Source organism: Thermopirellula anaerolimosa (genome assembly GCF_054657335.1).
The window spans coordinates 2,582,200-2,606,851 of record NZ_BAAHYX010000006.1 but is presented as its reverse complement, the minus strand read 5'-3'; the positions used below and the strand labels follow the sequence as shown (position 1 = coordinate 2,606,851).

16 protein-coding genes and 1 tRNA gene are annotated in these 24,652 nt (G+C 63.7%); 9 read left to right on the top strand and 8 right to left on the bottom strand.

The features are described 5' to 3' along the window. Window positions 1-320: 320 nt before the first annotated feature. On the bottom strand, window positions 321-1,511 hold the full coding sequence (gene galK / locus ACYQ6J_RS15415) for a galactokinase (RefSeq protein ID WP_460185077.1): 1,191 nt from the start codon (window positions 1,509-1,511) through the stop codon (window positions 321-323). 350 nt (window positions 1,512-1,861) lie between these two features. Between galK and ACYQ6J_RS15410 the strand changes: the two genes are divergently transcribed. From ACYQ6J_RS15410 to ACYQ6J_RS15400, 3 genes are all read left to right on the top strand, one after another. Beyond that, a complete protein-coding gene (locus ACYQ6J_RS15410; protein WP_460185076.1) occupies window positions 1,862-3,091 on the top strand; it encodes an HD domain-containing phosphohydrolase in 1,230 nt (409 codons plus the stop codon). Between the two features lie 218 nt (window positions 3,092-3,309). Then, a complete protein-coding gene (locus ACYQ6J_RS15405; RefSeq protein ID WP_460185075.1) occupies window positions 3,310-4,323 on the top strand; it encodes a sugar phosphate isomerase/epimerase family protein in 1,014 nt (337 codons plus the stop codon). A gap of 231 nt (window positions 4,324-4,554) precedes the next feature. Further along, window positions 4,555-5,808 carry a sialidase family protein gene (locus ACYQ6J_RS15400; RefSeq protein ID WP_460185074.1) on the top strand — a complete coding sequence of 418 codons (1,254 nt, stop codon included), beginning with the start codon at window positions 4,555-4,557 and terminating at the stop codon, window positions 5,806-5,808. A 431-nt stretch (window positions 5,809-6,239) separates the two neighbouring features. Here the strand turns inward: ACYQ6J_RS15400 and ACYQ6J_RS15395 are convergent, their stop codons facing one another. Then, window positions 6,240-7,223, bottom strand: coding sequence for an RluA family pseudouridine synthase (locus ACYQ6J_RS15395; RefSeq protein WP_460185073.1), 984 nt, complete (start codon window positions 7,221-7,223; stop codon window positions 6,240-6,242). Between ACYQ6J_RS15395 and ACYQ6J_RS15390 the strand changes: the two genes are divergently transcribed. The 6 genes from ACYQ6J_RS15390 (at window position 7,222) to ACYQ6J_RS15365 (ending at window position 14,289) form a co-directional block, all read left to right on the top strand. Next, the gene (locus ACYQ6J_RS15390; protein ID WP_460185072.1) at window positions 7,222-7,380 is read left to right on the top strand and encodes a hypothetical protein; all 159 of its coding nucleotides are present in this window, start codon (window positions 7,222-7,224) and stop codon (window positions 7,378-7,380) included. The two genes, ACYQ6J_RS15395 and ACYQ6J_RS15390, sit on opposite strands and share 2 nt — an antisense overlap. A 432-nt stretch (window positions 7,381-7,812) precedes the next feature. After that, window positions 7,813-8,952 (top strand): hypothetical protein, encoded by a 1,140-nt coding sequence (locus ACYQ6J_RS15385; protein WP_460185071.1) that lies wholly within the window; start codon window positions 7,813-7,815, stop codon window positions 8,950-8,952. A 207-nt stretch (window positions 8,953-9,159) separates the two neighbouring features. After that, the gene (locus tag ACYQ6J_RS15380; RefSeq protein WP_460185070.1) at window positions 9,160-10,209 is read left to right on the top strand and encodes a TIGR03936 family radical SAM-associated protein; all 1,050 of its coding nucleotides are present in this window, start codon (window positions 9,160-9,162) and stop codon (window positions 10,207-10,209) included. A gap of 87 nt (window positions 10,210-10,296) precedes the next feature. Next, a complete protein-coding gene (locus ACYQ6J_RS15375) occupies window positions 10,297-11,916 on the top strand; it encodes an Rne/Rng family ribonuclease (protein ID WP_460185069.1) in 1,620 nt (539 codons plus the stop codon). Window positions 11,917-12,208: 292 nt separating this feature from the next. Continuing rightward, window positions 12,209-13,873, top strand: a complete 1,665-nt coding sequence (locus ACYQ6J_RS15370; RefSeq protein ID WP_460185068.1) for a fucose isomerase — start codon at window positions 12,209-12,211, stop codon at window positions 13,871-13,873. A 343-nt stretch (window positions 13,874-14,216) separates the two neighbouring features. Then, a tRNA-Ala gene (locus ACYQ6J_RS15365) sits at window positions 14,217-14,289 on the top strand. Here ACYQ6J_RS15365 and ACYQ6J_RS15360 read toward each other — a convergent pair. From ACYQ6J_RS15360 to ACYQ6J_RS15335, 6 genes are all read right to left on the bottom strand, one after another. Then, entirely contained in the window at window positions 14,255-15,634 is a 1,380-nt protein-coding gene (locus ACYQ6J_RS15360) for a tyrosine-type recombinase/integrase (protein WP_460185067.1), read from the bottom strand. The two genes, ACYQ6J_RS15365 and ACYQ6J_RS15360, sit on opposite strands and share 35 nt — an antisense overlap. Window positions 15,635-15,698: 64 nt before the next feature. Beyond that, a complete protein-coding gene (locus ACYQ6J_RS15355) occupies window positions 15,699-16,160 on the bottom strand; it encodes a hypothetical protein (protein ID WP_460185066.1) in 462 nt (153 codons plus the stop codon). Then, window positions 16,157-18,454 carry a YfjI family protein gene (locus ACYQ6J_RS15350; RefSeq protein ID WP_460185065.1) on the bottom strand — a complete coding sequence of 766 codons (2,298 nt, stop codon included), beginning with the start codon at window positions 18,452-18,454 and terminating at the stop codon, window positions 16,157-16,159. The genes ACYQ6J_RS15355 and ACYQ6J_RS15350 overlap by 4 nt, the downstream gene beginning before the upstream one ends. Window positions 18,455-18,675: 221 nt before the next feature. After that, window positions 18,676-18,897: a helix-turn-helix domain-containing protein gene (locus tag ACYQ6J_RS15345; RefSeq protein ID WP_460185064.1), complete on the bottom strand. Its 222-nt coding sequence runs from the start codon at window positions 18,895-18,897 to the stop codon at window positions 18,676-18,678. Between the two features lie 113 nt (window positions 18,898-19,010). Beyond that, entirely contained in the window at window positions 19,011-20,225 is a 1,215-nt protein-coding gene (locus ACYQ6J_RS15340) for a hypothetical protein (RefSeq protein ID WP_460185063.1), read from the bottom strand. A 1,095-nt stretch (window positions 20,226-21,320) separates the two neighbouring features. Next, on the bottom strand, window positions 21,321-24,644 hold the full coding sequence (locus tag ACYQ6J_RS15335; RefSeq protein ID WP_460185062.1) for a Swt1 family HEPN domain-containing protein: 3,324 nt from the start codon (window positions 24,642-24,644) through the stop codon (window positions 21,321-21,323). Window positions 24,645-24,652: the final 8 nt, after the last annotated feature.

Here is a 24,652-nt window from a genome sequence, read left to right as displayed (position 1 = left end):
TTGCTTGTGCCCCTTTTTGTTTGGAATGAAATAATCCCCAGTGTGGGGATAATACGACTCAGGCGGCACAGTCCCTACAACCCAACCGTTCGTGAACCCGATGAGGCGGGTTCGGGGTCGCGATTACTTCGGAGCGCAGCCCTCCGTTCGGCATCGCGGCCACCACCAGCTCACGCTGGTGGCTCCATATTTCCCGGCGCCATCACGCAACACGAGAGCCTCCAGCGTAAGCTGGAGGTGTCACGGCGCAACCCAAGATCCACCACCAGCTTACGCTCGTGGCTCTTGGATTGCGCTAGCGATACTTGGAGCCGCCGGCGTCAGCCGGCGGTGGAAGAAGCGGCGGCGCGATCGACGACCACATCCGCCCCCGCTGTGGCGTCGGTAATGTACACGGCGGGCTGATTCCCGGTGCGTCGGCGGTACTCGTCGGCGACGGTTTCGGCGAAGCCGGGCGCCGCGCTCGCTTCCACCAAAGCCACCGCACATCCGCCGAAACCGGCCCCGGTCATGCGAGCGCCGTAACATCCCGGCTGAGACAAGGCGATCTCGACCATCGCGTTCAAGGCGTCGCTGGAAACCTCATAATCGTCGCGCAGGCTTTCGTGGCCGGCGATCATCAGGCGTCCCAGCGTCTCCGCGTCACCCTTGCGCATGGCCTCCGCAGCTTGCACGGTCCTTGCATTTTCACTGACCACGTGCCGGACCCGGCGGGCGGTCACGGAATCCAGTTCTCCCGATCGGGCGGCGAGGTCGTCCAAAGTCAGATCGCGGAGGGCCTTCAGTCCGAAACGGGCGGCGGTGGATTCGCACGCCTCGCGACGTTCGTTGTAGGCCGAATCCGCCAGTCCCCGCCGCGTGCCCGTGTCCAAAATCACCACCTTCACCCCCGGCGGCAGCGGCACGAGTTGGCACTCGAGCGTGCGGCAGTCGATGAGCAGGGCATGGCCTTGTTTGCCGTGGGCCGAGATCAATTGGTCCATGATGCCGCACTGCACGCCCACCCAACGGTTCTCCGCCCGTTGGGCCGCCAAGGCCATCTTCACGGGATCCCAGGGCAGATCGGAGGCGGCGGCGAAGGCCCGGGCGACGGCCACCTCCATCGCGGCCGAGGACGAAAGCCCCGCCCCGATCGGCACGTCGCCCAGCAAAACGCCCTCCCAGCCTCGCAAAAAGCGGCCCTCCTCGCCGAGCGACCAGGCCGTTCCTTTGACGTACTCGATCGGCGCGGTCCCTTCGCGCCGCAAGGCGTCCAGGTGGAATTCGCGCCACCGCGACTCCGCAGCGACGTACACCCGGACCCAACGGTCTGCGCGGCGCCGCAGTCCGACCCAAACGGCCCGTTCAATGGCCATGGGCAGGACGAAACCCTCGTTGTAATCGGTGTGCTCGCCGATCAGGTTGACTCGACCGGGCGCCCGAACCACCCAATCCGGCGTTCCACCCACCTGCTCCGAAAACATCCGCTCCACCGTGGAGACGTCGATGCTTTTGCTTTCAGCAACGCTCATAACGCACCCTCGGCCCCGCTTGGGGGCGGGAAAATTCCTGACTCGCGATCATGCGAACGGAATCGTTCATCGTGCTGGCCCGGCGTCCGCCGGTCAAGGACCGGGGGCGACCGCCGATCGCGCCGATTCCGCCGATTATGCGGATAAGAATCGGACCTCCGCTTGATCCGGCGGTTGCGCGACAATCGGGCGGTCACCCCGATCGTGACCTAAAGTTTCCAATAGAAGTTCGGGCGGGACCGGCATGATGCCTTGGCTTACGATCATGAATTGGCTCCGAAAAAGGGGCTGATAATGTTGGATCGACCGATGAACCAGGCTGCTCTGCAAGTTCCAGGCGAGGTTCGACCATGCCGAAGCGCTCAATCATGGTGGTGGACGACTGCGAGATCAACCGCGAAATCCTGGTGGAGCTGTTAAGCGAAGACTTCGACGTCACCGCCTTCACCAACGGCGAGGACTGCCTCAACCAACTCATTTCGGTTTCTCCCGACGTGGTGCTGTTGGACATCATGATGCCGGGCTTGGACGGTTACGAAACCTGCCGCCGCATCAAGCAAAGCCCCATCGGTCCCTTCACGCAAGTGGTCTTGGTCAGCGGCAAAGGTTCGGCCTCCGAGCGTTTGGCGGGCTACGAGGCGGGCGCCGACGATTACATGGTCAAACCGTTCCGGCACGACGAACTGCTCGCCAAGCTCCGCGTGTTGTTTCGCCTGCGCGACATGATGGAAAAGCTGTGGCAGGCCAATGCCCGGATTCAAGAGTTCAACGAAGCCTTGGAACGACTGGTGGCCGAGCGCACGCGGGAGGTTTTGGAGACGCAGGACCTGACCATCACGGCCTTGGCCCGCCTGGCCGATTCGCGCGACCCCGAGACCGGCGACCACATCACGCGGATGCGGCACTATTCTCGGATTCTGGCCGCCGAGATCGTCGCCATGAACCCTCGGGCGGGGCTTGGCTCCCGATTTCCCGACGACATCTACCGCGCCGCCCCCTTGCACGATATCGGCAAGGTCGGCATTCCGGATTCCATCCTCCTCAAGCCGGGCAAGCTGACGGAGCAAGAGTTCGAGGTCATGAAGACCCACACCGTGATCGGGTATGAGACGTTGAGCATGGGCTCGCAGGTCGGCGCGGCGGGGAAGTTCCTCATGACGGCCGCCGCGATCGCGCGGCACCATCACGAGCGTTGGGACGGTCGCGGCTATCCGGACGGTTTGCAGGGCGAAGCCATTCCGCTTTCCGCCCGAATCGTAGCCGCCGCGGACGTCTTCGACGCCCTGACGTCCAAGCGGGTTTACAAAGACGCGATCCCGCCCGAGGAAGCCGCCCGATTCATCGAACGCGAGAGCGGTCGCCACTTCGATCCCATGGTCGTCGAGGCCTTCCGGCGTCGCTGGGACGACATTCTGGAGTGCTACCGCAAACACCAACTCGGCGAAGACTCGCCGCGCGAGCGACCGAGCGATCCGACGGACGAACGGCCGAGTCCCGAACCGTCCCCTCTACCCCAAATCAGCGATCCGACCGCTTTCGCCTACGTCGCACCGCTTCACGACGCCCCCACGCTGGGGTAGGCGGTGCGGTCGTCGGGTTTTTCCCCTCGATGGTCGGTCGCGGGGGTTGCTCGAACCGTCGGAAATCTTCAGAATAGCGATTCCACGCTCCCCTCGGACGTCATCGGATCGCTTGCCGATCCGCAGCGCGGTGCGTGGGACGGGGCGGGCCGATCGCCGACGGCGGGTGCGCTCCGACGAAGTCAGATCACCTTTGTCTCGGGACGCGAGGTCTTCCCATGCCAACGGAACCCCGAATTCTCTTGTCCGGCTTCGCGGACGAAGCCGCACTCAACAAGACGGCCCTGGAGCAGTTCGTGGCCTTCGCGGCCTTGGGTCTGCAATACTACAGCATCCGCTTCATCGACCTGGGCGGCGGCGTCAAGAACGTCATGAAGTTGTCGCCCGAGGAATTGAGCACCGTCAAGAAGCTCCAAGCCGAATTCGGATTGCGGGTTTCGTCGCTGGGGTCGCCCATCGGGAAGATCAAACTGCGGGATGAGGAAGACGGCACCAAGAACGTCTACATCCCGTTCGAACGCTATCTTGCCGAGGACGTCGCCCGGGCGTGCGAATTGGCCGAATTCCTCGAAACCAAGCTCATCCGAGGATTCTCGTTCTATCATCCCAAGGGGACGGACCCGGAACCGCACGTCAACGAAGTCGTCGATCGGTTGGGGCAAATCGCCGACCGCTGCGCCCGGTCGGGCCTGATCTTCGGCCTGGAGGTGGAGGCTAATCTGGTCGGTCAGAACGGGCACATTTTGGCCGAGATTCACCGTCGCCTGGCGCACCCCAACCTGGTCCTCGTCTTCGACGGCGCGAACCTGGTCGTGCAAGGGTACACCGCGGAAGAAATCTACGCGCAATACCTGGCGATGAAGCCCGGCCTGGGTTGGCTGCACATCAAGGACTATCGCCGACCCCAGCGCGACGCCAAGGGCGGACACGTGGACGAAGATATGCTGAAGAACTTCGTGCCCTCGAACCTAGGGGACACCGGGCACGAGGCGATCCTCCGCGACTTCGCCTCTTATCTGCCCGAGTTGGAATCGCGAATGGCGGAGCGTGGCGTGCCGGGCGTGTTCCTCGACTTGGAACCGCACGTCAAAGGGGGCGGCCAATTCGGCGGCTTCAGCGGTCCCGACGGTATGGGCGTCGCCCTCCGCGGTTTGTGCCGGGTGCTGGACTACGTGGGGATCCGCTATCACCTGCGGGACTTCGACGACGTCCGCGCGGCCCGAGGCTTCTAAGCCCTGCGATCCGCTCCCGTCTCGCCCGCCGGCGATGCCCAGCGCCGCAATAATTGAGAGCCGCCGGCGATGCTTAGCGCCGCAATAATTGAGAGCCGCCGGCGTAAGCCGGCGGTGTTTCGGCACTACCCGGCGTTTACCACCGCCGGCTTACGCCGGCGGCTCCAGTGTGCGCACTATCGGCTCCAGTGTATGCGTCACCGCCGACTCCATTCGACAGCGAGGGTTCCCATGAGCGTCCGTCCCCAGCACCGCAATTCATTCTCCCCTATCGCAGCACCCCGATTGTCTCGCCGCGATTGGCTGGCCCGAGGCGGACTAAGTTCGGCCGGCGCCTTGGCACTGCCCTGGCTGCTGCTGAACAAAACGGTCTGCGGGGCCGAAGCGACCTCGACCGCGGAACCCGCCGCGCCGGGCTTCGAAGTCGCCGAAGTGACCGCCATCTCCCATCTCAGCGCCTATCACGGTTGGCCGACCGTGGCGCGGCGCAAAAGCGGCGAACTGCTGCTGGTCTATTCCGGAGGTCGCGAGGCCCACGTTTGCCCGTTCGGGCGCGTGGAACTGATGCGTTCGCACGACGACGGCAAGACCTGGACCTATCCGCAGGTGATTCTCGACAGCCCCATCGACGACCGCGACGCGGGCGTGCTGGAGACGGATCGCGGCACGATCTTGGTCACGACGTTCACCTCCCTGGCCTATGAACCGATCCTGAAGCGGGCGGAGGCGGCGGCGGGAACGCCGGGCGCATGGCCCGACGAAAAGCTCCGCCGTTGGCAGGCCGCCCACGAGCGCTTGGATGCCGCGGGACGCGATGCGGCCCTGGACGTTTGGATTACCCGATCCACCGACGACGGCATCACCTGGTCGCAGCGGCAGCGATGCCTCGTCAGCAGTCCGCACGGGCCGATTCAACTCCGCGACGGGCGATTGCTCTACGCGGGCAAAGAACTATGGAAAGGGCGGGGCCGAGTCGGCGTCTGCCAATCCTCGGACGACGGCGCGACTTGGGAATGGCTGGCGGAAATTCCCACCCGACAGGGCGATGATCCCGCCCAATACCACGAACTTCACGCCGTGGAAACCGCGGACGGTCGCTTGATCGCGCAGATTCGCAATCACAACCCGCAAAACGCGGGAGAGACCCTCCAGTGCGAATCGGACGACGGCGGCAAAACCTGGTCGGCCCCGCGGTCGATCGGAGTTTGGGGCCTGCCTTCCCATCTGTTGCGACTTCGCGACGGTCGCATTCTCATGACCTACGGCCATCGCCGCCCACCCTTCGGTTGCCAAGCGCGGATCAGCGAGGATGGCGGTCGATCGTGGTCCGCCCCGATGGTCCTTTACGGAGACGGGGCCGGCGGGGACTTGGGCTATCCCTCGACGGTCGAGTTGGGCGACGGGACGCTGCTGACCGTATGGTACGAACTGCTCGCCGGGTCATCGCAGGCCGTACTGCGACAAGCCCGGTGGCGCTGGACGTGATTGCGCGAAATCTCGAGCCACCAGCGTAAGCTGGTGGTGCCAATGGCGAGCGCTGGGTAGCGCAACAACACCTCGGGCTTACGCCCGAGGCTCTCGATCGTTTGCGTGAATTGCGCCGGCGCGCGCATCATCGCGCCAATTCACGAGCCACCAGCGTAAGCTGGTGGTGGTACTGTTGATGGTAGTAGTAACCAAGAGCCACCAGCGTAAGCTGGTGGTGCCAATGGCGAGCGCTGGGTAGCGCAACAACACCTCGGGCTTACGCCCGAGGCTCTCGATCGTTTGCGTGAATTGCGCCGGCGCGCGCATCATCGCGCCAATTCACGAGCCACCAGCGTAAGCTGGTGGTGGTACTCTTGATGGTAGTAGTAACCAAGAGCCACCAGCGTAAGCTGGTGGTGGATCTTGGGTTGCGCCAAGACACCGCCGGCTTACGACCGCGGCAAGGTTCTCCGCCGCAGTTCGTAAAGAAAGTCGTTGAGGTCCTTGGGAAGCGGCACCTCGAAGTGCAGCGACTCGCCCGTCACGGGGTGGATGAATCCCAACTCGACCGCCGCCAAGGCCAGGCGGGGGGCACCGCTGCGGTCCTCGATGGGCTTGCCGTAGAGCGTGCGATTGTAGATCTTTTCTCCGCACACGGGGTGGCCCGCCTCGGACAGGTGAATCCGAATCTGGTGCGTCCGACCGGTCTCCAGGCGGCATTCCAACAGCGTGTACTCGCCGATTCGCTCGATGGGCCGAATGTGGGTAACGGCAGCCTTGCCCTCGCCGTCGCGAAGCGTACTGCCGCGCCGCCCGTCGCCGCGATCCCGCACAAAACGACTGCTGAAGGTCTGGGCTTCGAGGTAGCCGGGGATGACGGCCAAGTATTTTCGGGTCGTAGTGTGCCGGCGGAACTGTTCCATCAGTCCTCGTTCCGCCTCGGCGGTGCGGGCGAAAACGATCAGGCCGCTGGTGTCGCGATCCAGGCGATGGACGGCACGGACGGGCAGCGGCGGTCCCTTCTTCCGTTTGCCCTCCATCCTGGCGATGATGTGCGGCAAGACCTCGTCCAGCGTGGGCTGCAATTGCCGCCGCCGTTGCGAAGCGTCCAACTCCTCGCGGTGCCGATTGGTGGTCATTCCCGAGGGCTTGTCCACGACCACAAGGTGCTCGTCCAGATGAATCACGGCGACGTCGCGAGGGCCGGGCGGGGGCGCGGCGGGCCGAGTCGTCAGCTTGACGACGTCTTGCAACTTCAAGCGCCGGGCCGCGTCCAGGCAGGGATTGCCGTTAACCTGCACGTAGCGGCCCGCGATCAGCTTCTTCGCCTGAGACCACGAGACCGACGGCAGCCATTCGCGGAGGGCCGCCGCCAGCGTCGCCCCCTCCTGGCGCGGAAGGACTCGAAAGACTCGATCACCAAAGGAGTGCATGATGGAACGCCAAGACCTGCTGATGACAGCGCACGCGCCGCACGGCATACTCCGCCCGCGTTCGCCGACAACCGCCATTCGCGATTCCGCGGCGCAAACCCGCAACGGCACCAACCGCGGGCGAGCGAGGCATTGCCTGGGGGCGGGCTACCGTTAGCTTAACGCAAAACGCGGCGCTCCGTCAGGGATCGCAGCCTCCAGCTCGGGCTTACGCCCGAGGCTCACGCTCGCGCCCAAACCCTGAGCCACCAGCGTAAGCCAAGAGCCACCAGCGTGAGCTGGTGGTGGTAGTGCTGGTAAATCCGAGCCACCAGCGTGAGCTGGTGGTGAAATCTTGGGTTGCGCCGTGACACCTCCAGCTTACGCTGGAGGCTCTCGTGTTGCGTGATGGCGCCGGGAAATATGGAGCCACCAGCGTAAGCTGGTGGTGGAAGCGCTGTGCGAACACTTGAAACCTGGATAGCGCTTCATTCACCGCCGGCTTACGCCGGCGGCTCTAGGCGAGTTGCGCTTGCCTTGCAAGCGGCGGCGCCCTCTAATAACGGAAAGTTGCGTTAGCTTCTCTTCGCTCTCCACGGAGGCCGGCGAGATGGCGCGTCTGGACAAGCGCGAGTTTAGCCCGGCGACGGGTGACGTTCCCGCGTCGGCCGACCCCTTGCCCGAGATCGCAACCGACCGCTCCCCGAATTCGGCATGTCCGACGGCGATGCGAAACGCCGGCATCGGCCCCGTTCGCGAAACCGTCTCTCCCGACGAGGTCTTGGCCGCCTATTGCCGTGAAGTTCTCTTGCGTCAAGACGGCGAGGCGGCGATCAGGGCCAGGGTCTTTTTGGAGTCGGCGGGCATGAATTGGCCGGCGGTCCCCGACCTGCCCATCGGGATGCTCGATTCGGCCAAGTCGGCTTGGGAGTATGCCGCTAAGGCCGGCGTATCCCCCGGCGATTGGAAGAAGCGGCGAATATCCCCGAAGTTGGAAGGCTGCCTGGTCGGCCCCATCCGCGAGTTCTCGGGCACGATCGTCACGTTTTGGGCTCGCGCGACCGATCTCCAATCGCGGTGGTACCTGTTTCGCGACCGCTGGGACGACCGACCCATCGCCTTCGGGATGGAACAATTAATGCCGTCGCGGCCCAGTCACGTCTTCCTCGTGGAACGGATTCTGGACGCTTTGATCCTCCGATCGTGGGGTGTGGAGCCGGTTTTGGCCTTCGCGCGGCGATTCGACCAGGTCTTGCCGGAAACTTGGGGCGAATTGCCAAAATGGGGGATTCTTCAGGCCACGCTGCTGCCAGTCGGGCCGGAAGTCCCCTCTTCCGTGCTGCACGGGGCGCGGGATCAGGCCCGACGATCGCCCCTGCGGCCCGAGTTGTGGCTCATTCCACCGCGGCGAATCACACCCGGTTTGGGCCGTTGGGCGTCGGAACTGGGGGGATCAGCCATTCTGCCGTGGATCAGCGAGCACCGCGTCCCCCTCCTTGGGCGGCAATCGAAAGTCAAACCAGCCCTCGCCGCAACGCCTTCGCCGCCGGCGGTCGACCGGGCCGTCATCCACGGCGAAGACCACGCCGACACGCCGCCGCAAGAATCAGCGGACCAGGTCGCGATCGAGAGTCCGAACGACGACACCCCCTCGGGGGAAGATCGTGGCCCTGCGCCGACACCGCCGACTGATCGGAAAATCTGCCCCAAGCATGGGGGGCCTTGGGATGGGTGTTTCTGTTTCGATTGACCAAAACGGGTTATAATTTGCAGTCAAGGTAAATTTCGGCGATTGGACCGGTCGCGTTCCGTTCGCCGGGGCGGACGCGTGATATCCTTGTTCAGATTAACTTTGGGGGCGTTTCCTCAGCCTCCGCAATCGGACAGCCCGGGGCGGTCGTCTTTCGGTATGGGGATTGCACGCGGAGAGGGTTCTCGGCTAGGATAGACCGCCGCGATGCCCGCCGTGGGATGCAAACCGACCTCGGTCGGACACGCGATGAGGCCGGAGGGACGACGTTCACGAGACGTTCACGAAGAAAGATCCCCCCGGGGTACCGGGGATCCCGACGAAAACGTTGTAAGGCGACGTTCCGTTAGACGCAAGGAGTTTCGATTCATCGGCGAGCACTCGGACCTGAAGGACCACGCTGAGAGAAAGGCCCCGTCGGGCGATGCGTCGTGCGGAAGCCCGGAACACGCGGCGGCCTCGTCCGCCGTGCATGGGTTTCCGCGGAGCGATGACGCATCGCACGCTTCCCTGCGTACGGCGGCCTCCCAGGCGTCGGAACCGACCGAGTGCGTTCCGAATCCAGACCACGATACATTCACCCCAAGAGGCCCCGTCGCGCACGGCAGCGGCGGGGACGACGAACCCCGTGTTCGTCAACGAGTGCGTATTCGCTTTTCGAAACGAGGGGATTTGCGGTTCGTTGGGCATCACGACTTGGCGCGGATCGTGGAACGGTGGTTCCGTCGCGCGGGCATACGTCCGGCGTACAGCCAAGGGTTCCACCCGAAGCCGCGGTTCAACTTTCCGTCGGCCCTGGCGTTAGGAATCGAGGGAGTTCGCGAAGTGCTCGAGGTCGAGTTGGCGGAAGCGATGACGGGGGAGGAATTGTCGGCGCGATTGGCGTCGCACGCCGTTCCCGGTCTGGAATTCCACGCGATCGAGACGCTCCCGCCGTCGGCCCCGCCCGCCCGGGTGAAGAGGGTCGTCTACTGCCTGGAAGTACCCGCCCGGTACCATGCCGCGGTCCAAGCCCGCCTCCGCGAAATCACGTCCGCCGCGTCGTTTCCCATCCATCGCCCGGCCAAAGGCAAGACCTTCGAGTTGCGGGAATGGGCGGAGGAATTGGCGCTCGAGGGCGGCGTGTTGCGGATGGCCCTGCGAGTCGATCCCCAAGGATCGCTCCACCCGCGAGAAGTCCTCGCGGTGCTGGGGTTGGAGGACTTGGAAGCGCAAGGCATTCCCCTGGTCCGCGCCGACGTGGAGCTTGCCTCATGAAGCCCGCTCCGCGGCAACTTCGAACCGGGATCGCCCGATCCTCCCGCGACGCACTCGCCTCCGGAGCCGATTTGGAAGGCGAGAAAGATGAAACAGGAGATGCTGATCAATGCGGCCCAATCTGAAGAGTGCCGCATCGCCATCGTCGAAGACGGCGTTCTGCAAGAGCTTTACATCGAGCGTGCCGACCAGGAACAATACGTCGGCAACATCTACAAGGGCGTGATCGTCAATCTGGAACCCAGCATTCAGGCCGCCTTCGTCGATTTCGGCGTGGGTCGCAACGGGTTCCTCCACGTCAGCGACGTGGAACCGCAGTACTTTCGCCAGGCGGGCTACGACCCCGACGAGTTGGGCGAGATGCCGGCGCCGGCCTCGGGCGTGCTCAACGGGCTCGGCGAGTCGGGCGAGGAACGCCCCCGCAACTCGCGTGCGCGGCCGTTTCGCCCCGGCAATCGCCCTCGCTTCAAACCGCCCATCCAAAGCATCTTCAAACGCGGCGACGAAGTCATCGTGCAGGTGATCAAGGAGGGCATCGGCAGCAAGGGGCCGACGCTGTCCACCTACATCAGCATCCCCGGTCGCTACCTGGTCCTCATGCCCGCCTTGGGGCGCGTCGGCGTCTCCCGCAAAATCGAGGACGAGTCCGTCCGGCGGCGACTGCGCGACATCATGCGCGAATTGAACGTGCCCAAAGGTTTGGGGTTCATCGTCCGTACGGCGGGCGCCGACCGTACGCGGAAGGATCTGTCTCGCGATCTTGCCTACCTGATGCGGTTGTGGAAGGTGCTGGTCCGCCGCATCCGCAAACTCGGCGCTCCCGTGGATATCTACGAAGAAAGCGACATCATCACCCGGACCATCCGCGACATCTTCAGCGCCGAGGTCGGAACCATCGTGATCGACGAACCCAAGACCTACGAAAAGGCCAAGGAGTTCCTCGAAATGGTGATGCCGCGGTACGTCAATCGGCTGCAACTGTACGACGGCAAGGAGCCGCTCTTCCACAAGTTCGGATTGGAAAACGAGATCACGATGATCCACCAGCGGCAGGTGCCGCTCAAGCCGGGCGGTTCGATCGTCATCGATCAGACCGAGGCCCTGGTGGCCATCGACGTCAACAGCGGCAACTTCCGCGCCGAGGATTCGGCCGAGGAGACGGCCTATCAGATCAATCTCATCGCGGCCAAGGAGATCGCGCGGCAAATCCGCCTGCGAGACTTGGGCGGCGTGATCGTCAACGACTTCATCGATATGCGGAAGGAGAAGCACCGCCGTGCCGTGGAGCGGGCGCTCCGCGAGGCGGTGCAGCGCGATCGGGCCCGCACCAAAATCGTCCGCACCAGCCCCTTCGGACTGATCGAGATGACGCGGCAGCGGATTCGCCCCAGCCTCAAACGGACGCTCTTCCGCGATTGCCCGTTGTGCCGCGGCGCCGGCCTGGTGAAGACCGTGGACACCATGGCCATCGACGTGATGCGGCAATTGATTCTGGCCTGCCTGGTTCCCCGCGCGGCCGAAATCAAGGTGACCGTGGCGGACGAGGTCGCCGAGCATTTGAACAACAAGAAGCGCCGCGACCTTTCCGACCTCGAGAATCAGCATCAAGTCTCGATTCGCGTGGTGGGGGCGGAGCACGTTTCGCCGGAGCACCTCGTCATCGAGTGCCGCGACGCCGACGGTCGACTGCTTTCCACGACGAACTGACGGACTCCGCCGCTGCGGACCAGGTGCCGCACCCAAGCGTCGCCCCTAAGCCGCGCGCCCGAATCTTGCTGCGCTCCGTCCGTCGCCGAGAGTCGGGGGGCGTTGTCGCCCTTCCCGCCGCGGGGATAAGATAGGGGGCGCTGCGTCGCCGGCAACTCGGCCGAGCCGATCCGTTGCGCAGCAGGCAAGGCCGTCTTCTCGATCACCGTAACCGCGAAGGCTCCACGGCTACCGGGGACACTTCGGCAGATCGCCGTGGGCGGGCATCTCAACCAGAGAAGGAGCTGATTCCATGGACATCCGGATGCCGACCATTCCCAAACCCGTCAAGGCCAAGAAAAAGCAGGTCTTCCTGGCGGCCAGCGGCGACTTGCGACTCTCCGCCAACCAGGTCTGCTGGCCCGCCCAACAAGCCATGGAAGAGGCCCTGGGGGAAGCGGTGCGCGCGGCGGGTTACGAGTTGGTCCGCGCCCATCCCTACAAGCCCGACGAAAAGCACGGATTCATCAGTTCCCAGCGCGAGGGCATGGAGGTCTTCGCGGGAATCGACCCCGACGCCAAGCTGATGGTGGCCGAGGCCGTCTGGCAGTACTCGCACCATGTGCTGGCCGGCTTGCTTTCCCACCGGGGGCCTATTCTCACCGTGGCCAATTGGTCGGGTCAATGGCCGGGATTGGTGGGCATGCTCAACCTCAACGCCTGCCTGACCAAGGCCGGCAAGCCCTACAGCACGCTGTGGAGCGAGGACTTTTCGCTGCCTCAGTTCCGCAAACGCCTGACCGCCTGGCTGGAGGACGGTCGCGTGCGACACTCCCTCCGGCACGCCGTCCCGCTGAAAAAAGTCAAGGTTCCCGGCGCGTTAAGGCGATTGGGCGAGGCCCTGGCCGAAGAGTTCCGCGTCAAAAAGGCCATCCTGGGCGTCTTCGACGAGGGATGCATGGGCATGTACAACGCCATCCTCCCCGACGAACTGCTGATGCCTTTGGGAGTCTACAAGGAGCGACTCAGCCAATCGGCCCTGTATTACGAGACCACGCAGGTGTCGGACGACGAAGCCCGCCGGGTCTACCAATGGCTGCTCGATCGCGGCATGAAATTCGTCACCGGCCCCAATCCCGAGACGGACCTCACGGAGGATCAGATCCTGACGCAGTGCAAGATGTACATCGCGGCCCTGCGGATCGCGGACGACTTCGGTTGCCACGCGGTGGGCATCCAATACCAGCAGGGCTTGAAGGACCTTTTGCCCGCCAGCGACCTGGTGGAGGGAATGCTGAACAACTCGGACCGCCCGCCCGTCACCGATCGCCGCGGCGAGCGGATCCTGTACGCAGGCGAACCGTTGCCGCACTTCAATGAGGTGGACGAGTGCGCGGGCTTGGACGGCCTGATGACCTATCGCGTCCACAAGGCCCTGGGACAACCGGTCGAAAACACGCTGCACGACGTCCGTTGGGGCGACGCGGACCGCTCGGGCACGGTGCCCGACTATGTTTGGGTGTTCCTCATCAGCGGATCGGCGCCGCCCGCCCATTTCGTCGGCGGTTGGACCGGCGCTTCCAGCGAACGCCAACCGGCCATGTATTTCCGCTTGGGCGGGGGAACGCTCAAGGGCGTCTCCAAACCAGGCGAGATCGTCTGGTCCCGCATCTACGTGGACGACGGTCGCCTCTGCATGGACATCGGTCGCGGCGGCGTGGTGGAACTGCCCCCCGAGGAAACGCAGCGCCGCTGGAACGAGACCACCCCGCAATGGCCGATCATGCACGCCGTCACGTACGGCGTGGATCGCGACGCCTTCATGGCCAAGCATAAGGCCAACCACATTCAGGTCGCCTATGCCGAGGACGCCCGCTCCGCCGACGCCGCGGCCTTGGCCAAGGCCGCCCTGGCCGATGCGATGGGAATGCGCGTCTTTATGTGCGGCACGCGAAAAGACGGCAAGCCCTGGGCTTGACCGGCGCGGTCGGCTACGGCGCGATTCCTCGACCCGGAGTCGCGCCGCCGATTTCCCGTTCCGAACTCGTACTGCCGATCTTCCGTTCCGGCGCCGCGCTGCCGGTTGCCCGGCAGCGTCCGACCGCCTTTCGCGTGTCCCGCCGAAATTAGGGTGTTCCCGCCGAAAACCGACCGGCGGAGGTCCCGGTCGCCGGAGTTGACGACTCGCCCGGCGACTGATAAAGTGAAGCTTAGTCGTGGTCGATCCTGCGGTCGGCGGCAATCCGGCGGCGGTCGGTTCCCACTTGGGATCCTTCCCCCACATCTTTGCCGCGTTATCCGGGATGATCACGATCCCTGTTGGGGGATTAGCTCAGTTGGGAGAGCGCTTGAATGGCATTCAAGAGGTCAGGGGTTCGAATCCCCTATCCTCCATTAAGTCGTTTTGCAGCAATAAGTTACGACACGCAAGCGGTTGCATAACTTCGTAATTGAACAGGCTTTCCGATTCAGAGTTCTCCATCTTGCAATCGCTTGCGGGAACGTGCTGTGCCGGATTTTGCGCCAACAGTGTGCCGGATTCTGTGCCACCTAGCGGTTGACCGTCACCGAGGCCCTTCGGTCCACATCTTGAGTTCTGTACTGTCACGGGGGTCCACTGGATGGCAGCCTTGTATGTCGCATCCGTGGGGTCCACATAATGGCGCAACGCTATGGACGGAGTGTTGCCTAACCACTTCGTGACCACGGCCAGCGGGAAGGATTGGGCTAAATCGGATTCGCAGGACGCTCGGAGGTTGTGCCATAGCCGCGGCCACGGTTCCAGGCCAGCCCGCCGGATGATCTTCTCAAAGGTGGTTCGCAGATTGCAATTGATCCACCCCGCGGGGCCTTGCGCACGGCGGCGGTATTCCTCCGGGAACACGTATTCCGTCCCGGGTGGGGTTGCGTCCCAGGCCTCTTCTAGGTGCGGCTTCAGTAAGGGGAACATGGGAATCACCCGGTAGGGCTTTCCCTTGTTAGCCGTCTTCGGCGAGGGGACTACGATTCTGCTTTCGGACCAATTCACGTCACTCCACCGCAAGGAAAATGCCTCCGAAGGAATCCGAAGGCCGCCGAAGCGGGCCAGGGCAATGAGCAACCGCCACCACACGTTAGGGGCATGCTCAATTAACCGCGACGTATCCTCAACGCTCACGTAGACTCGCCGTCCGGAGGGGTCACCCGCTCGATGCTTGACGAATCCGAAGGGGTTGCTTGGAATCAGTCCCAGACCTTGGGCGTGGGTGAAAAACATCCTGGCGAATTGCAGCCGCTTGTTGATCGTGGTGCTGGCCAGCCCTTGGCCTACCAGGTATTGCCGGAAGGCATCCGCCTTTTCCGGCGTGATCTCCGCAAGCCGACAGTCCCGGCCGAAGCACTCGCAAAGGTTGCGGATCGTATGTCGCCACACAACCCGCGTGGCGGCCGTGCAGGTGCCTTGCCGCGAGGATACGTAATTCTCTAGATACGGACCCAGCTTCGCCACGGCGGCGGATTCAATCAGCAACGCCCTCGCCAGTCTCTCTTTGAGGGCGTCCCCGATCGTACTCAACCAGGTCGCGGTGGCTTGCCGTACCGGTAGACCGCTGATTCGGGCCGCAAGCAGGGCCTCCACGTGGACGCGGATACTTTCCGCCGTCTTTTTGTCCACGCGGCCAAGCCGGATCGTCTTCCGCCGGCCGTCGGGGGCCGAAAACAGGATTCTCCAGCCTTTGCCGTCTTTTGCCACGCTTGCCATACCCGCTCCTTTCGTTCTCGACGGCCGTTATTGGACCAACCCGCTTTTTGCCGTGCAACAGCGTTTAGACTGCGCGTCTTCGCTCGGGGGCCTTCGGACGGGGAGCCGTTTCTCCGCCCCGCCCATCCTCGTGTTGGGCCTCGGCCACAATAAGGCGATCAGCACCCGCCGGCCAATCCTCGGGCGCGATGTTGAGTTTCTTGCACACGTCCAGCAGCAGGCATACGGCCGCGTCGTGGAAGGTGTCGTACAGGTCAAAAAGGGCCGGGAAGTCTACCGGTTGGGCCGGTTGACCGAGAGGAATCAAAACGTATCCCGGGCCGGATCGGCTTGGCTCCAGCCGAAGCCGGAAACCAGCCTCCCAAAGTTTGTGCAAAAGCAGCCAGCCGCCCACTTCGGCCTTGTGTTCACGTAAGAGGGCCAGTTCGTCAGCGGTCAGTGTCTCGGGTTCTACGCCAAGCCGAAGCTTGCCGTTTTCCCACACCACCCTAACCCCGGGCCGGTTGAGAAGGTGCAGCGCGCTCATAACTCAAACCACATGATCGAGCTTTCAAGGTCGTTAGGTTGACTGGGATCCACGCTACCGCCGTCGGGTGTTGTAGGATTCACTGTTTCCGGTTCGTTGGGTGCGGTTTCGTCGGTGGCATCACTGGAATCGGAATCAAAACCCATGTTTTCCCCGTGTTTGGCGAGGTTTTGATTCCGCTGCCACTGATTCCGTAGTCGAAAAACACGGGTTGGCCTGCCCCCCCGATTGTTGGCGGGAACGTCTTCCCATACCCCGTATCCGTCTTTGGCCAGTGTCTGTAGGGCAGCTTCGGCCTCTCCCGATTCCCCCCTGAATCGGCGGGGCCCGCCGCAATACAGGTCTCGGGCCGTCACGCTTCCCCCCCGGCGGGCAATCCACTCGACAAGCTTCCGCCGCTCGCTTTCCTCTTCGGTGTCATCCAGTGCTTCGTACACTCGCAGCGTTTCGTGTTTGTGCCACGCCGTTAACTCAATCGCCCTGGCCATGCTGTCACCATCCACGATGTCCGGGTTCACGTTTTCCCCGGCAGCCCATCGCACCAGGTGCAGCACCAAGCCGAACCGCAAGGGCAATTCTTCGAGCTTGGCCAATGCGGCAGCCCAATCGCCCGTCGCGTCGGCCAGGTCCTCGGCGTGTTCGTTGTAAAACTCGACGTAGCGTTGCTTTGCACGTGCGGAAAGCCGCATCGTCCGCGGCGTCGGCGTGCCGTCGTCGTCGATGTCGTGCTCCAGCGAGAATAGCCGGTCGAAGACTTTGCCAACGCTGTCGGCGGCCGCCCGTTCAACTCCGGCTTCAGTCCAGCGTTTGGGTTGCCGTGGCGGCATCGTCACCAGCAGCCTGGCGAGAAGCCCGTTTTCCCGGTTGACCGGACCTAGGGCACGGGCAAGGATTCGCGGTTGAATCCCTCCCACGATCGAAACGGCCGTCGTCGGTACCCGCAACGTTCCGGTGGTTTTGCGGTCAATCACGCATGGAACGGCGTTGTATGCAGACAGCCAGAACGGCGCGTCGCCCCCGGGGGTGCTCGCGTATCGGTCGAAGTTTCCGACCCAGCCCGCCAATTCATCACGACCCAGCAACACCCCTCGCGGATTGGCTTGCAAGATTGGGGCCAAACCCTCCACGGTCGTATCCGCCACCAAAACCCGCCCGGCCGTCGGCGGTTCCGGCCTTTCCGGGGGCAGGGCGTCCGCCTTGGACCTTTTCCATTCGGCCAATGCTTTTTCGTAAGCCAGCCGTTCGATGTCAAATTGCTGTCGCGACGCATCGTAGTCGTTGAACAACGCGTCTTGGCGTTTTTGCGTCCAGCACAGGGCGGCACGAAGCGCCGGCGTCTTTAGCGTGCCGGATTCGCCCACGATCGCAGCCCAAAGAATCGGCGGAACCAGCCAACGGGGCTTCGGTTCCAGTCGTCGCGTCGTGCCTATGGCGGCAGCCATCGCAACGATCAACGGCAGGGCGATATAACTTTCGTCGCACCCGAAACCACGCGCCGTTGTCGTGACGAACGTCCGAATCGGTTCGGGCAAGGCGTCCACCGGGTAGGGTTGCCACTCCAACGGCTTGATGCGCTCCGCCGGCTCCGGCTCCCAAGGCTCAAGGCTTTCGGCCGTGGCGATCATCCAACGACCAACGTCTTCGGGCCCCGCGCCTGCGGCCAAGGGCAGCCCGCACCACGTTGACGATTCGAGCACGTCGGCTAAATCACCGCCCTTGGGCAATTCCGTCGCATAGTCTGCCAACCGAAGAATGCGAACGCCCTTCGCACCGGCCGCAACGGCCAATCGGGCCACGTCCTGGGCGTAGCTTGCCCCAGCGTCATCATGGTCGGGCAGGATAATCACTTGCCGACCGCGCAGCGGCGTCCAGTCGGATTTTGCCGCCGCTTTCGCCCCGCCAGCCGACGTGACGGCCGTGAGTCCGCACCGCCGTGCGGCGTCAGCAGTTTTCTCGCCTTCGACAACAACGATAGGCGTTTTCATGTCCGCCCGCAGAACCGCAGGCAAGCCGTACAGTGGTCGGGGGGGCTGCATGGCACACGGCGACCAGAAACCATCCATGAGCGTGACCGGGCGAATTTCCTTGCCGCCCGGACCTTGCCATCGGCAAATCACGCCAACCACCGCTCCCGATGCGTCGTGGTAGGGCCACGACGCGGACGGGGCCCCAAGTCCGTAGGTCCGCGCGGCGTCTTGCCAGGTATGGAACGATTTGCGTGCCGCCCGCTCACGGCTCACCTTGTCGTTGTTCCGAGGCTTACTCGGCGTGGAGCACGACATCGGCTCGGGCATCAGATCAGCCATTCGTAGGCCCAAGGCCGATACGATCGACTCCGTCGGGCATCCAGCATGACAGTGCAAGAGCACCCGGCCGCCATCACCCGCGGATACGCTTAGGGACGGCCGTCGGTCATCGTGGGCCGGGCACCGGGCCGACCAGCCGTCCCCTGATCGCCGCGGGCCGCATCCGTGCCGTTCGAGGGCGTCCAGAAGTTGCCCTTCGGGGGAGTCAATCATCGGTCGCCCTCCTCATCCGTAAGGGTTGCGGCCTCCGCCGATTGCCGGGCAACGTCGGCTACGAAGTTCGCGAGGTCTTCCGGCCGATAGAAAGTCTTCCGCCCCAGTCTTACGACCGGAATCGGGCCGCGTGGGCTGGTGAGGTTCCAAAGGTGCCGGGTGCTAATGCCAAGGCGATAGGACGCCTCACGGGGGGTGAGAAGAAGACGCTCCAGCATGGTTCTGCGTTCCTTTGTAGAAACCTGCGCGGGGTTGTGGCGGCTTGCACTGTGCATCCGCTTCCACAAAGAAACGCGTTCCGTTTCGCGGAACTAAGTTCCGCTTCGCGGAACTACATACGGAACTCCCCTAAAGCCCAGGGGATAGATGGGGTGGGAGAGTATATGAAGGAATCGCCTTGAGCGGAGATGGACACTCTTAGGTGGTCAGCCAGTTGTTTCAAACCAGCCTGGTGGAGTTGCTTATACACCCGGTTGAGCGCCTTCGTGATCTGAGATCGCATGCGATCCACGGGCGTAGGAAAGTTTTTGGTTTCCCCGCCGGGCTTCCGGGTGTCCTTGTACTGCTCGAGTAACTGATTCAGTTTGGCTCGTGAGTCTTGGACTGCGACAACGTCTCCCTCGCTTTCGGCGTCCGCGATCTCTTCCTGTAGCCTTTTCAGCTCGCGCTTTATGTCCTGCTGGGCCTGCTCATCGATCATGGGCTGGGGTACGCCTTCGGCGTGGAGTCCTTCTTCGGCCGCGTCCGCCGTCGTCGTGGTCCCACACTGACCGCCGGCTAGATGTGTCATCGGCACCCGCTTGCCCGGGGCCTCCAGCAGCTTGGCGATATGCTCGAACCCGCGCAAGTTCCCGAAGTAACCTTGTTTCCCGAAAGCCCGGATAAACCAGCCGCCGCCGTTCCGCCGGAACACGAATTCCGGCTCCGGCCTCCGGATAGCCGCGTCCCCTTCAAGCACCGCAGCGCTTTGCGGTGCCGCAGGACCCTGCGGAGTTTCGCGGACCTCTTCCGCGCCGTCCAGAGGCGTTGGAGGATCCGCAACCAGCGCTTTCGCCAGTCGCTCGGCCTCCCGCTGGGCCAAGAACCTCTCATACACCTGAATAACCGCTCCCAAGGGCACGATGAACAGTTCCCGAAATTGCCCCATGAAGTGCCTGGAAAAATCCGTGTTCCAGTCCCATACTGCGAAACCGCCCGGCGGTGCCGTCACGCCGCGGACCCACGCTGCAAACCGTTCCGCAAAATACTGTAACAGCTCGGGGAAAGTGGCCGCGATGGCCCAGTTTGGCGGCCCCCCCGTAAACAAGCGGGGCAGTTCCTCCGGTTTCGGCATGGCCTGCCGACATTCCTGGACTTGCCGCGCCGCCTCTTGGAAGGCCGACTGAAACGTGGTCCACTTGGGTCCTAAGTCGGGAAACCACCGCCCCTGTCGCCCATCGCCCTCTTGGTATCTCGTCCAGAAGACGTTCCAGGAGTCCTCTACGTCCTCAAAAGCCGTCAACAGCTTCCGCAAGGCCGACAAAAACGGATGCGAAACACCAGACACGCGTGCCACTCCGCGCGAACAAAGAACACCACAAGCCGGAAAAAGGGGCGGGCAACCCGTGTGGCGGCGGGGTTTCGGGCCTAGGTTCCCTAGCTCGCCCCTCAACTCAGCGCATTCTAAACGTTTTTCGAGGCCCCTGTGAGGCGTCCAAATGCCCCGGCGAAGCGGAAGGGATCACCCGAGTTTGGAGAGCAGACCTGACGAGCAGGTCCCGGCCGGGGCGATTGATAAATCGGCCGTGAGCACCGTGTTTTGCGTGGTTGCCGTATTGCGGTAGGGGCAATTCATGAATTGCCCCGAACGGTGAACCCTTGTTGTGCCCGCCAAATGGCAAACGTCGTTCGGAGGGCCACGTATATCGCGCCCCGGGGCAACTTTCGGCACGAATTGGTTTGCCCATTTTACCGAAATTCAGCGCAATTCAGCGCGCTCCGCCGAGAATAGGTAAACTCTTATCCACGTCGGACGGCGGATTCCCAAGACGCCTGATTGGCCCGGTAACGGTATACGGACACAACCCGCTTCCCCCTCGCCCCGGCGTAAAGGGGCCGTGCTATTCGCATCCGCGGGTTTAGCCGAGTCACTTGCTCGCCGTTGAGAAGATGCCACCGTCAGACGAGGCCTATGAGCCTATAATGGGACGCGGGGCCGGCATTGGCTGAAGCAACCGGGAGAGGCGGCGATGCGGGCGGGCTTGACCAACTTGAAGTTGAATGTCTTGCGCGGCAAAGGGCGGACGCGCTTCCGCAGCGCCCATGCAAATCCACCGTTACCTCTGCAAGACATAGCGGAACAGGGCTACCGGAAACTCGCGACGCCCCTGGGAATCGTCGGCTTTTGCCCCAATTCGGGACTTTGCGGAGGTCGTGGGGGGGCCGCTTGTGGGATTGTGATTCTACGGTCCCACCATTACCGACGTGCCACCAGTTCGGCTTTCATGGTGTCTCGGCCCAATTCCATAGGCATAGCCCGACCTTACCACCTGGTCCCACTGGACGTCCGCTTCCCACGGAAGTCTGAATGAAATGTTAGCCGCGGCCATGACCGCCGTTCGGCGTAGCTGCGGGCTGTTGTCGCGGACAAAGTCCGTATGCTCTACTCCTTCTCAAACCCGTGGCTCTTAAACCTGAGCGTCCGGCAGTTCTCGGTGACCGTCCTGACAACCTGATCGGGTACGCCGTCGGGGACTTCCGCCTGAATCTCAAGCGTCACCTCGACCCGCCCCCCGACCAGCCCGGCAAGATGCTGGACCACTTCCTCGGCTATCCGGCTCGCGTCCCTGCCCACGCGCATGGCATCAAGCACGACGGTGCCGTGAAACCGCCGGGGCGGTTGCTCCACAAGCGTGGGCGGTTCGACTCCCGATTCCGGCCCGGTCATCACGCCCGCAGGTTTTTCGACCATGCCGGTTCCCTTGCCCGCCGGCGACTGCCCAACCCCGGCGGTTGGTCTGTCCGCCTGCATCTGCGCGACGGCGACGTCCGGCTTGACGAGGACGCTGCGGTCGTCCAGGAGAACGCGGACTTGGGAGCCGGTCTGAAGACCGATGTACTTCTTCGCCTGCTCTTCCCATTGGTCCGCATAGGCAAAGGTTTCGGTCTGCCATGTCGGTCGCGATAGGCCGTCGCTTATGGCGCCCAAAAGGACCGAATCGTCACAGAGCCGTGGCAAATATAGATACGCGGCGAAGTCCTCGGCCAGTTGCTTTACGCCCACGTGGTCGCCGCGCCACAGCGGCACCCTGTCCAGTTCGTGCCGCAGTCGCGGTCCGCCGAGTTGGGCAAGCAGCATCTCCTCGTTTCTAAGTTTCTTGCACGCCCGAATCGCCAGCGCCTCCCTGCCCTGTTGCCGTATCTCCTGCCAAACCACCGGGCCCTTCGGATCGGGTTGGTTCGGCACCAGGAGCCACTGATACACCTCGGGAACTTGCGCTTCCACCGTCTCGTCGGCCGTCCGGCGCTTGGTCTCGGCCTGCCGCGACTGGAAGGCGTCCAGGTTCAGCGTTTCCCTCTCTTCCCAGATGCTCTTCCATGCCAGGTACTGCCGCGTCGCGTGTTCCAAGTTCCTCATGCGCGTCTGGTCGGCCGCAAGAAACACCAGCGTGTTCTTGTACGTCCTGGGGGAAGGTCCTCGCGAGTCAAGAATGCGGGCTGCCTCTTGCCTCGCCGGGCTGTTAGGGTCGCGGGCGACGTGCGGGTATTCGGGGCCGAGGATGACCAGCCGTGCCTCCCGCTCATCGGTGACGTCTCCGCCGGACGCGCAGGCATGAACGCGGGCGAAATCCCCGCGCGTGCGGCCTTCAACGCGCAGACGCCGAACGATCTCCTCCAGCACGTCCTCCTCCCGCAATTGTGCGGCCCGGTCATCGGCCAGGCGCGTCACGGTGGGCTGGGTCGAATACCAGTACCGGTTCCCGTCAACGTAGAGATAGGTTGCCCGGTCCGTCAGCCGCCGCAGGGCGTCCCCAAAGACGGCCGCGCTCTCCCCCGGTTGGACGCACCCCAACCGCACCTGCCTATCGTCGATGCCGCGGTTGGCCGCCCGCTGCGTCGGGGCCGAGCCGAGGTAGATCGCCCGGGCCACGCGCCGGCAGGCTGAAAACCGTCCGAGGTTCGGGTTGTCGCGGTCCAGCGCCAGCGGCAGGGAATGCGGCCCGTCCACGTCCTTCTCGATGACCGGCACCCACTGGTCCTCCAGATACCGCGTCAGTTCAAACTGCACGCGAGGGTCGTCCACCGGAACGTTCGCCGGCATGATCAGGAGGTTGCCGTCCTGCCTCTCCCACAGACAATGGATGACCGCCGCCATCAGCCGAAGTACGCCCCGCGTCCTCTGGAACTTCTCCAGGGTGGACCAGTCGCTATAGAGCCGGTCGAACAGTTCGGGATGAATGGGGTAGGCCGCCTTGATCCGCCGCTCGTAACTCGCCTCGCGGCAATTGCCCGGATATTCCTGCTGCTGGCCCCCGTACATTTCGACGAATGCCCGTGCCACCCGGTCGCGGTCAACGAACTTGGCGGGGTCGCTGAGCGGTTGGAACAGACGGCGCCGGACGATTTCGAATCCTTCGTCCGGGCTGGCCGGTCGCCAAGAGGCCTCCACGCGGCCAATGGCGTTTTTTAGCCGCGTGAGAGCCGCCCGGCCCCGTTCGCCGCCCACCTCGATGTCGGAAACCGACTCCCGGCCCTCGCGCGGGCTGGGACTCTCCGACGCCGGAATGCTCACCACCAGGAGCGTTTTCTTCGCGGCCTTGGCCGCCTCCGTCAAGGCCTGCGCAAAGGTGAACTGTGTGTCGAACGTCCCCGCCGGTAGGCCGCCGTTGTCGTGCAATTGCCGGGCGTAGGCCACCCATTCGTCAATCAGAATGAGGCAGGGCGCATATTTGTTGAATAGCTCCCGCAGCGCGTCGCCGGGATTTGTCGCCGTTTCGTCCGCCTCCTTGACGAGTTTGTAGCCTGCCTTGCCGCCCAGTTGCCAGGCAATTTCGCCCCACAGGGTGTGGACCACCGTGCCGTCGGGCTTCTTGTGCGTCTGGCCCGGCGAAATCTTCGTCCCCACGAATACCGCGCGGCGCACGCCCTCGGGCAGCGTCAGGCCGCTTTGCTTTAGCAGGTCGTCCACGCCGGGCAGATTGGCCGCCGCCGTCCCGGAAAACAGGTGATACAAGGCCAGCATCGAGTGCGTCTTGCCGCCGCCGAAGTTGGTCTGGAGTTCCACCACCGGGTCGCCGCCGCTGCCCGACAGACGCTCCACCGCCCGCGTGAGCAGTTGCTTCAGTCCTTCCGTCAAGAACGTCCTGCGGAAGAACTCCGTGGGGTCGCGGTACTCGTCCGACCCCTCGCTCAGGTACACCTGCCAGAGGTCCGCTGCAAACTCCGCCTGCTGATACCGCCCGCTGGCCACGTCCGGGTGCGGCGTGACCACCTCGCGCCAGGGCTTGAGGTCCTTCGTGGGCCGGCCCTCTACGGGTGCCACGGCCGTTTTGCGGGCCTCCGTCCGCCGCTGCTCCTCGAAGCGCAGGCGCAACAGTTCCATCTTTTGCTTTTCGACCTCTTCCGCCTCGGCCGCCGAGACCGCCGCCAGCAGCCGCCCGGCGCTATCCAGCGCCCGGTAGGCGTCGTCCGTGCTGAAATTCTCCATGTGCGCCCAGCGGTTGCGTACCTCGCGCAGTTCGCTCACCAGGCTCCGCTCGGCGTGGCCCAGCACGTTCTTGAACACCGAGTTCCACTGGTCCCACATGACCATCAGCACCGCCTGCGGGTCGGACCAGTTCACTTTTTTTTCGCCGAACGACTGTCCGGCTGCCGCCTTCCATTTGTCCCCATGGACAACCTTCATCTCCCGCTCGATGAACGGAAACAGCCCCCGGCTCAGCAGTTCCAGCCCTTTGCCGACCCGGTCACGATTCGTCTTTGCCATGGCAATTC

Bases quoted from the DNA above. Each gene is read 5' to 3' on its own strand.
- ACYQ6J_RS15370 (WP_460185068.1), top strand. From the start codon at position 12,209: ATGGACATCCGGATGCCGACCATTCCCAAACCCGTCAAGGCCAAGAAA.
- ACYQ6J_RS15375 (WP_460185069.1), top strand. From the start codon at position 10,297: ATGAAACAGGAGATGCTGATCAATGCGGCCCAATCTGAAGAGTGCCGC.
- ACYQ6J_RS15400 (WP_460185074.1), top strand. From the start codon at position 4,555: ATGAGCGTCCGTCCCCAGCACCGCAATTCATTCTCCCCTATCGCAGCA.
- ACYQ6J_RS15380 (WP_460185070.1), top strand. From the start codon at position 9,160: ATGCCCGCCGTGGGATGCAAACCGACCTCGGTCGGACACGCGATGAGG.
- ACYQ6J_RS15405 (WP_460185075.1), top strand. From the start codon at position 3,310: ATGCCAACGGAACCCCGAATTCTCTTGTCCGGCTTCGCGGACGAAGCC.
- ACYQ6J_RS15360 (WP_460185067.1), bottom strand. From the start codon at position 15,634: ATGGCAAGCGTGGCAAAAGACGGCAAAGGCTGGAGAATCCTGTTTTCG.
- ACYQ6J_RS15410 (WP_460185076.1), top strand. From the start codon at position 1,862: ATGCCGAAGCGCTCAATCATGGTGGTGGACGACTGCGAGATCAACCGC.
- ACYQ6J_RS15345 (WP_460185064.1), bottom strand. From the start codon at position 18,897: ATGCTGGAGCGTCTTCTTCTCACCCCCCGTGAGGCGTCCTATCGCCTT.
- ACYQ6J_RS15390 (WP_460185072.1), top strand. From the start codon at position 7,222: ATGATGGAACGCCAAGACCTGCTGATGACAGCGCACGCGCCGCACGGC.
- galK (WP_460185077.1), bottom strand. From the start codon at position 1,511: ATGAGCGTTGCTGAAAGCAAAAGCATCGACGTCTCCACGGTGGAGCGG.
- ACYQ6J_RS15355 (WP_460185066.1), bottom strand. From the start codon at position 16,160: ATGAGCGCGCTGCACCTTCTCAACCGGCCCGGGGTTAGGGTGGTGTGG.
- ACYQ6J_RS15395 (WP_460185073.1), bottom strand. From the start codon at position 7,223: ATGCACTCCTTTGGTGATCGAGTCTTTCGAGTCCTTCCGCGCCAGGAG.
- ACYQ6J_RS15350 (WP_460185065.1), bottom strand. From the start codon at position 18,454: ATGCCCGAGCCGATGTCGTGCTCCACGCCGAGTAAGCCTCGGAACAAC.
- ACYQ6J_RS15385 (WP_460185071.1), top strand. From the start codon at position 7,813: ATGGCGCGTCTGGACAAGCGCGAGTTTAGCCCGGCGACGGGTGACGTT.
- ACYQ6J_RS15335 (WP_460185062.1), bottom strand. From the start codon at position 24,644: ATGGCAAAGACGAATCGTGACCGGGTCGGCAAAGGGCTGGAACTGCTG.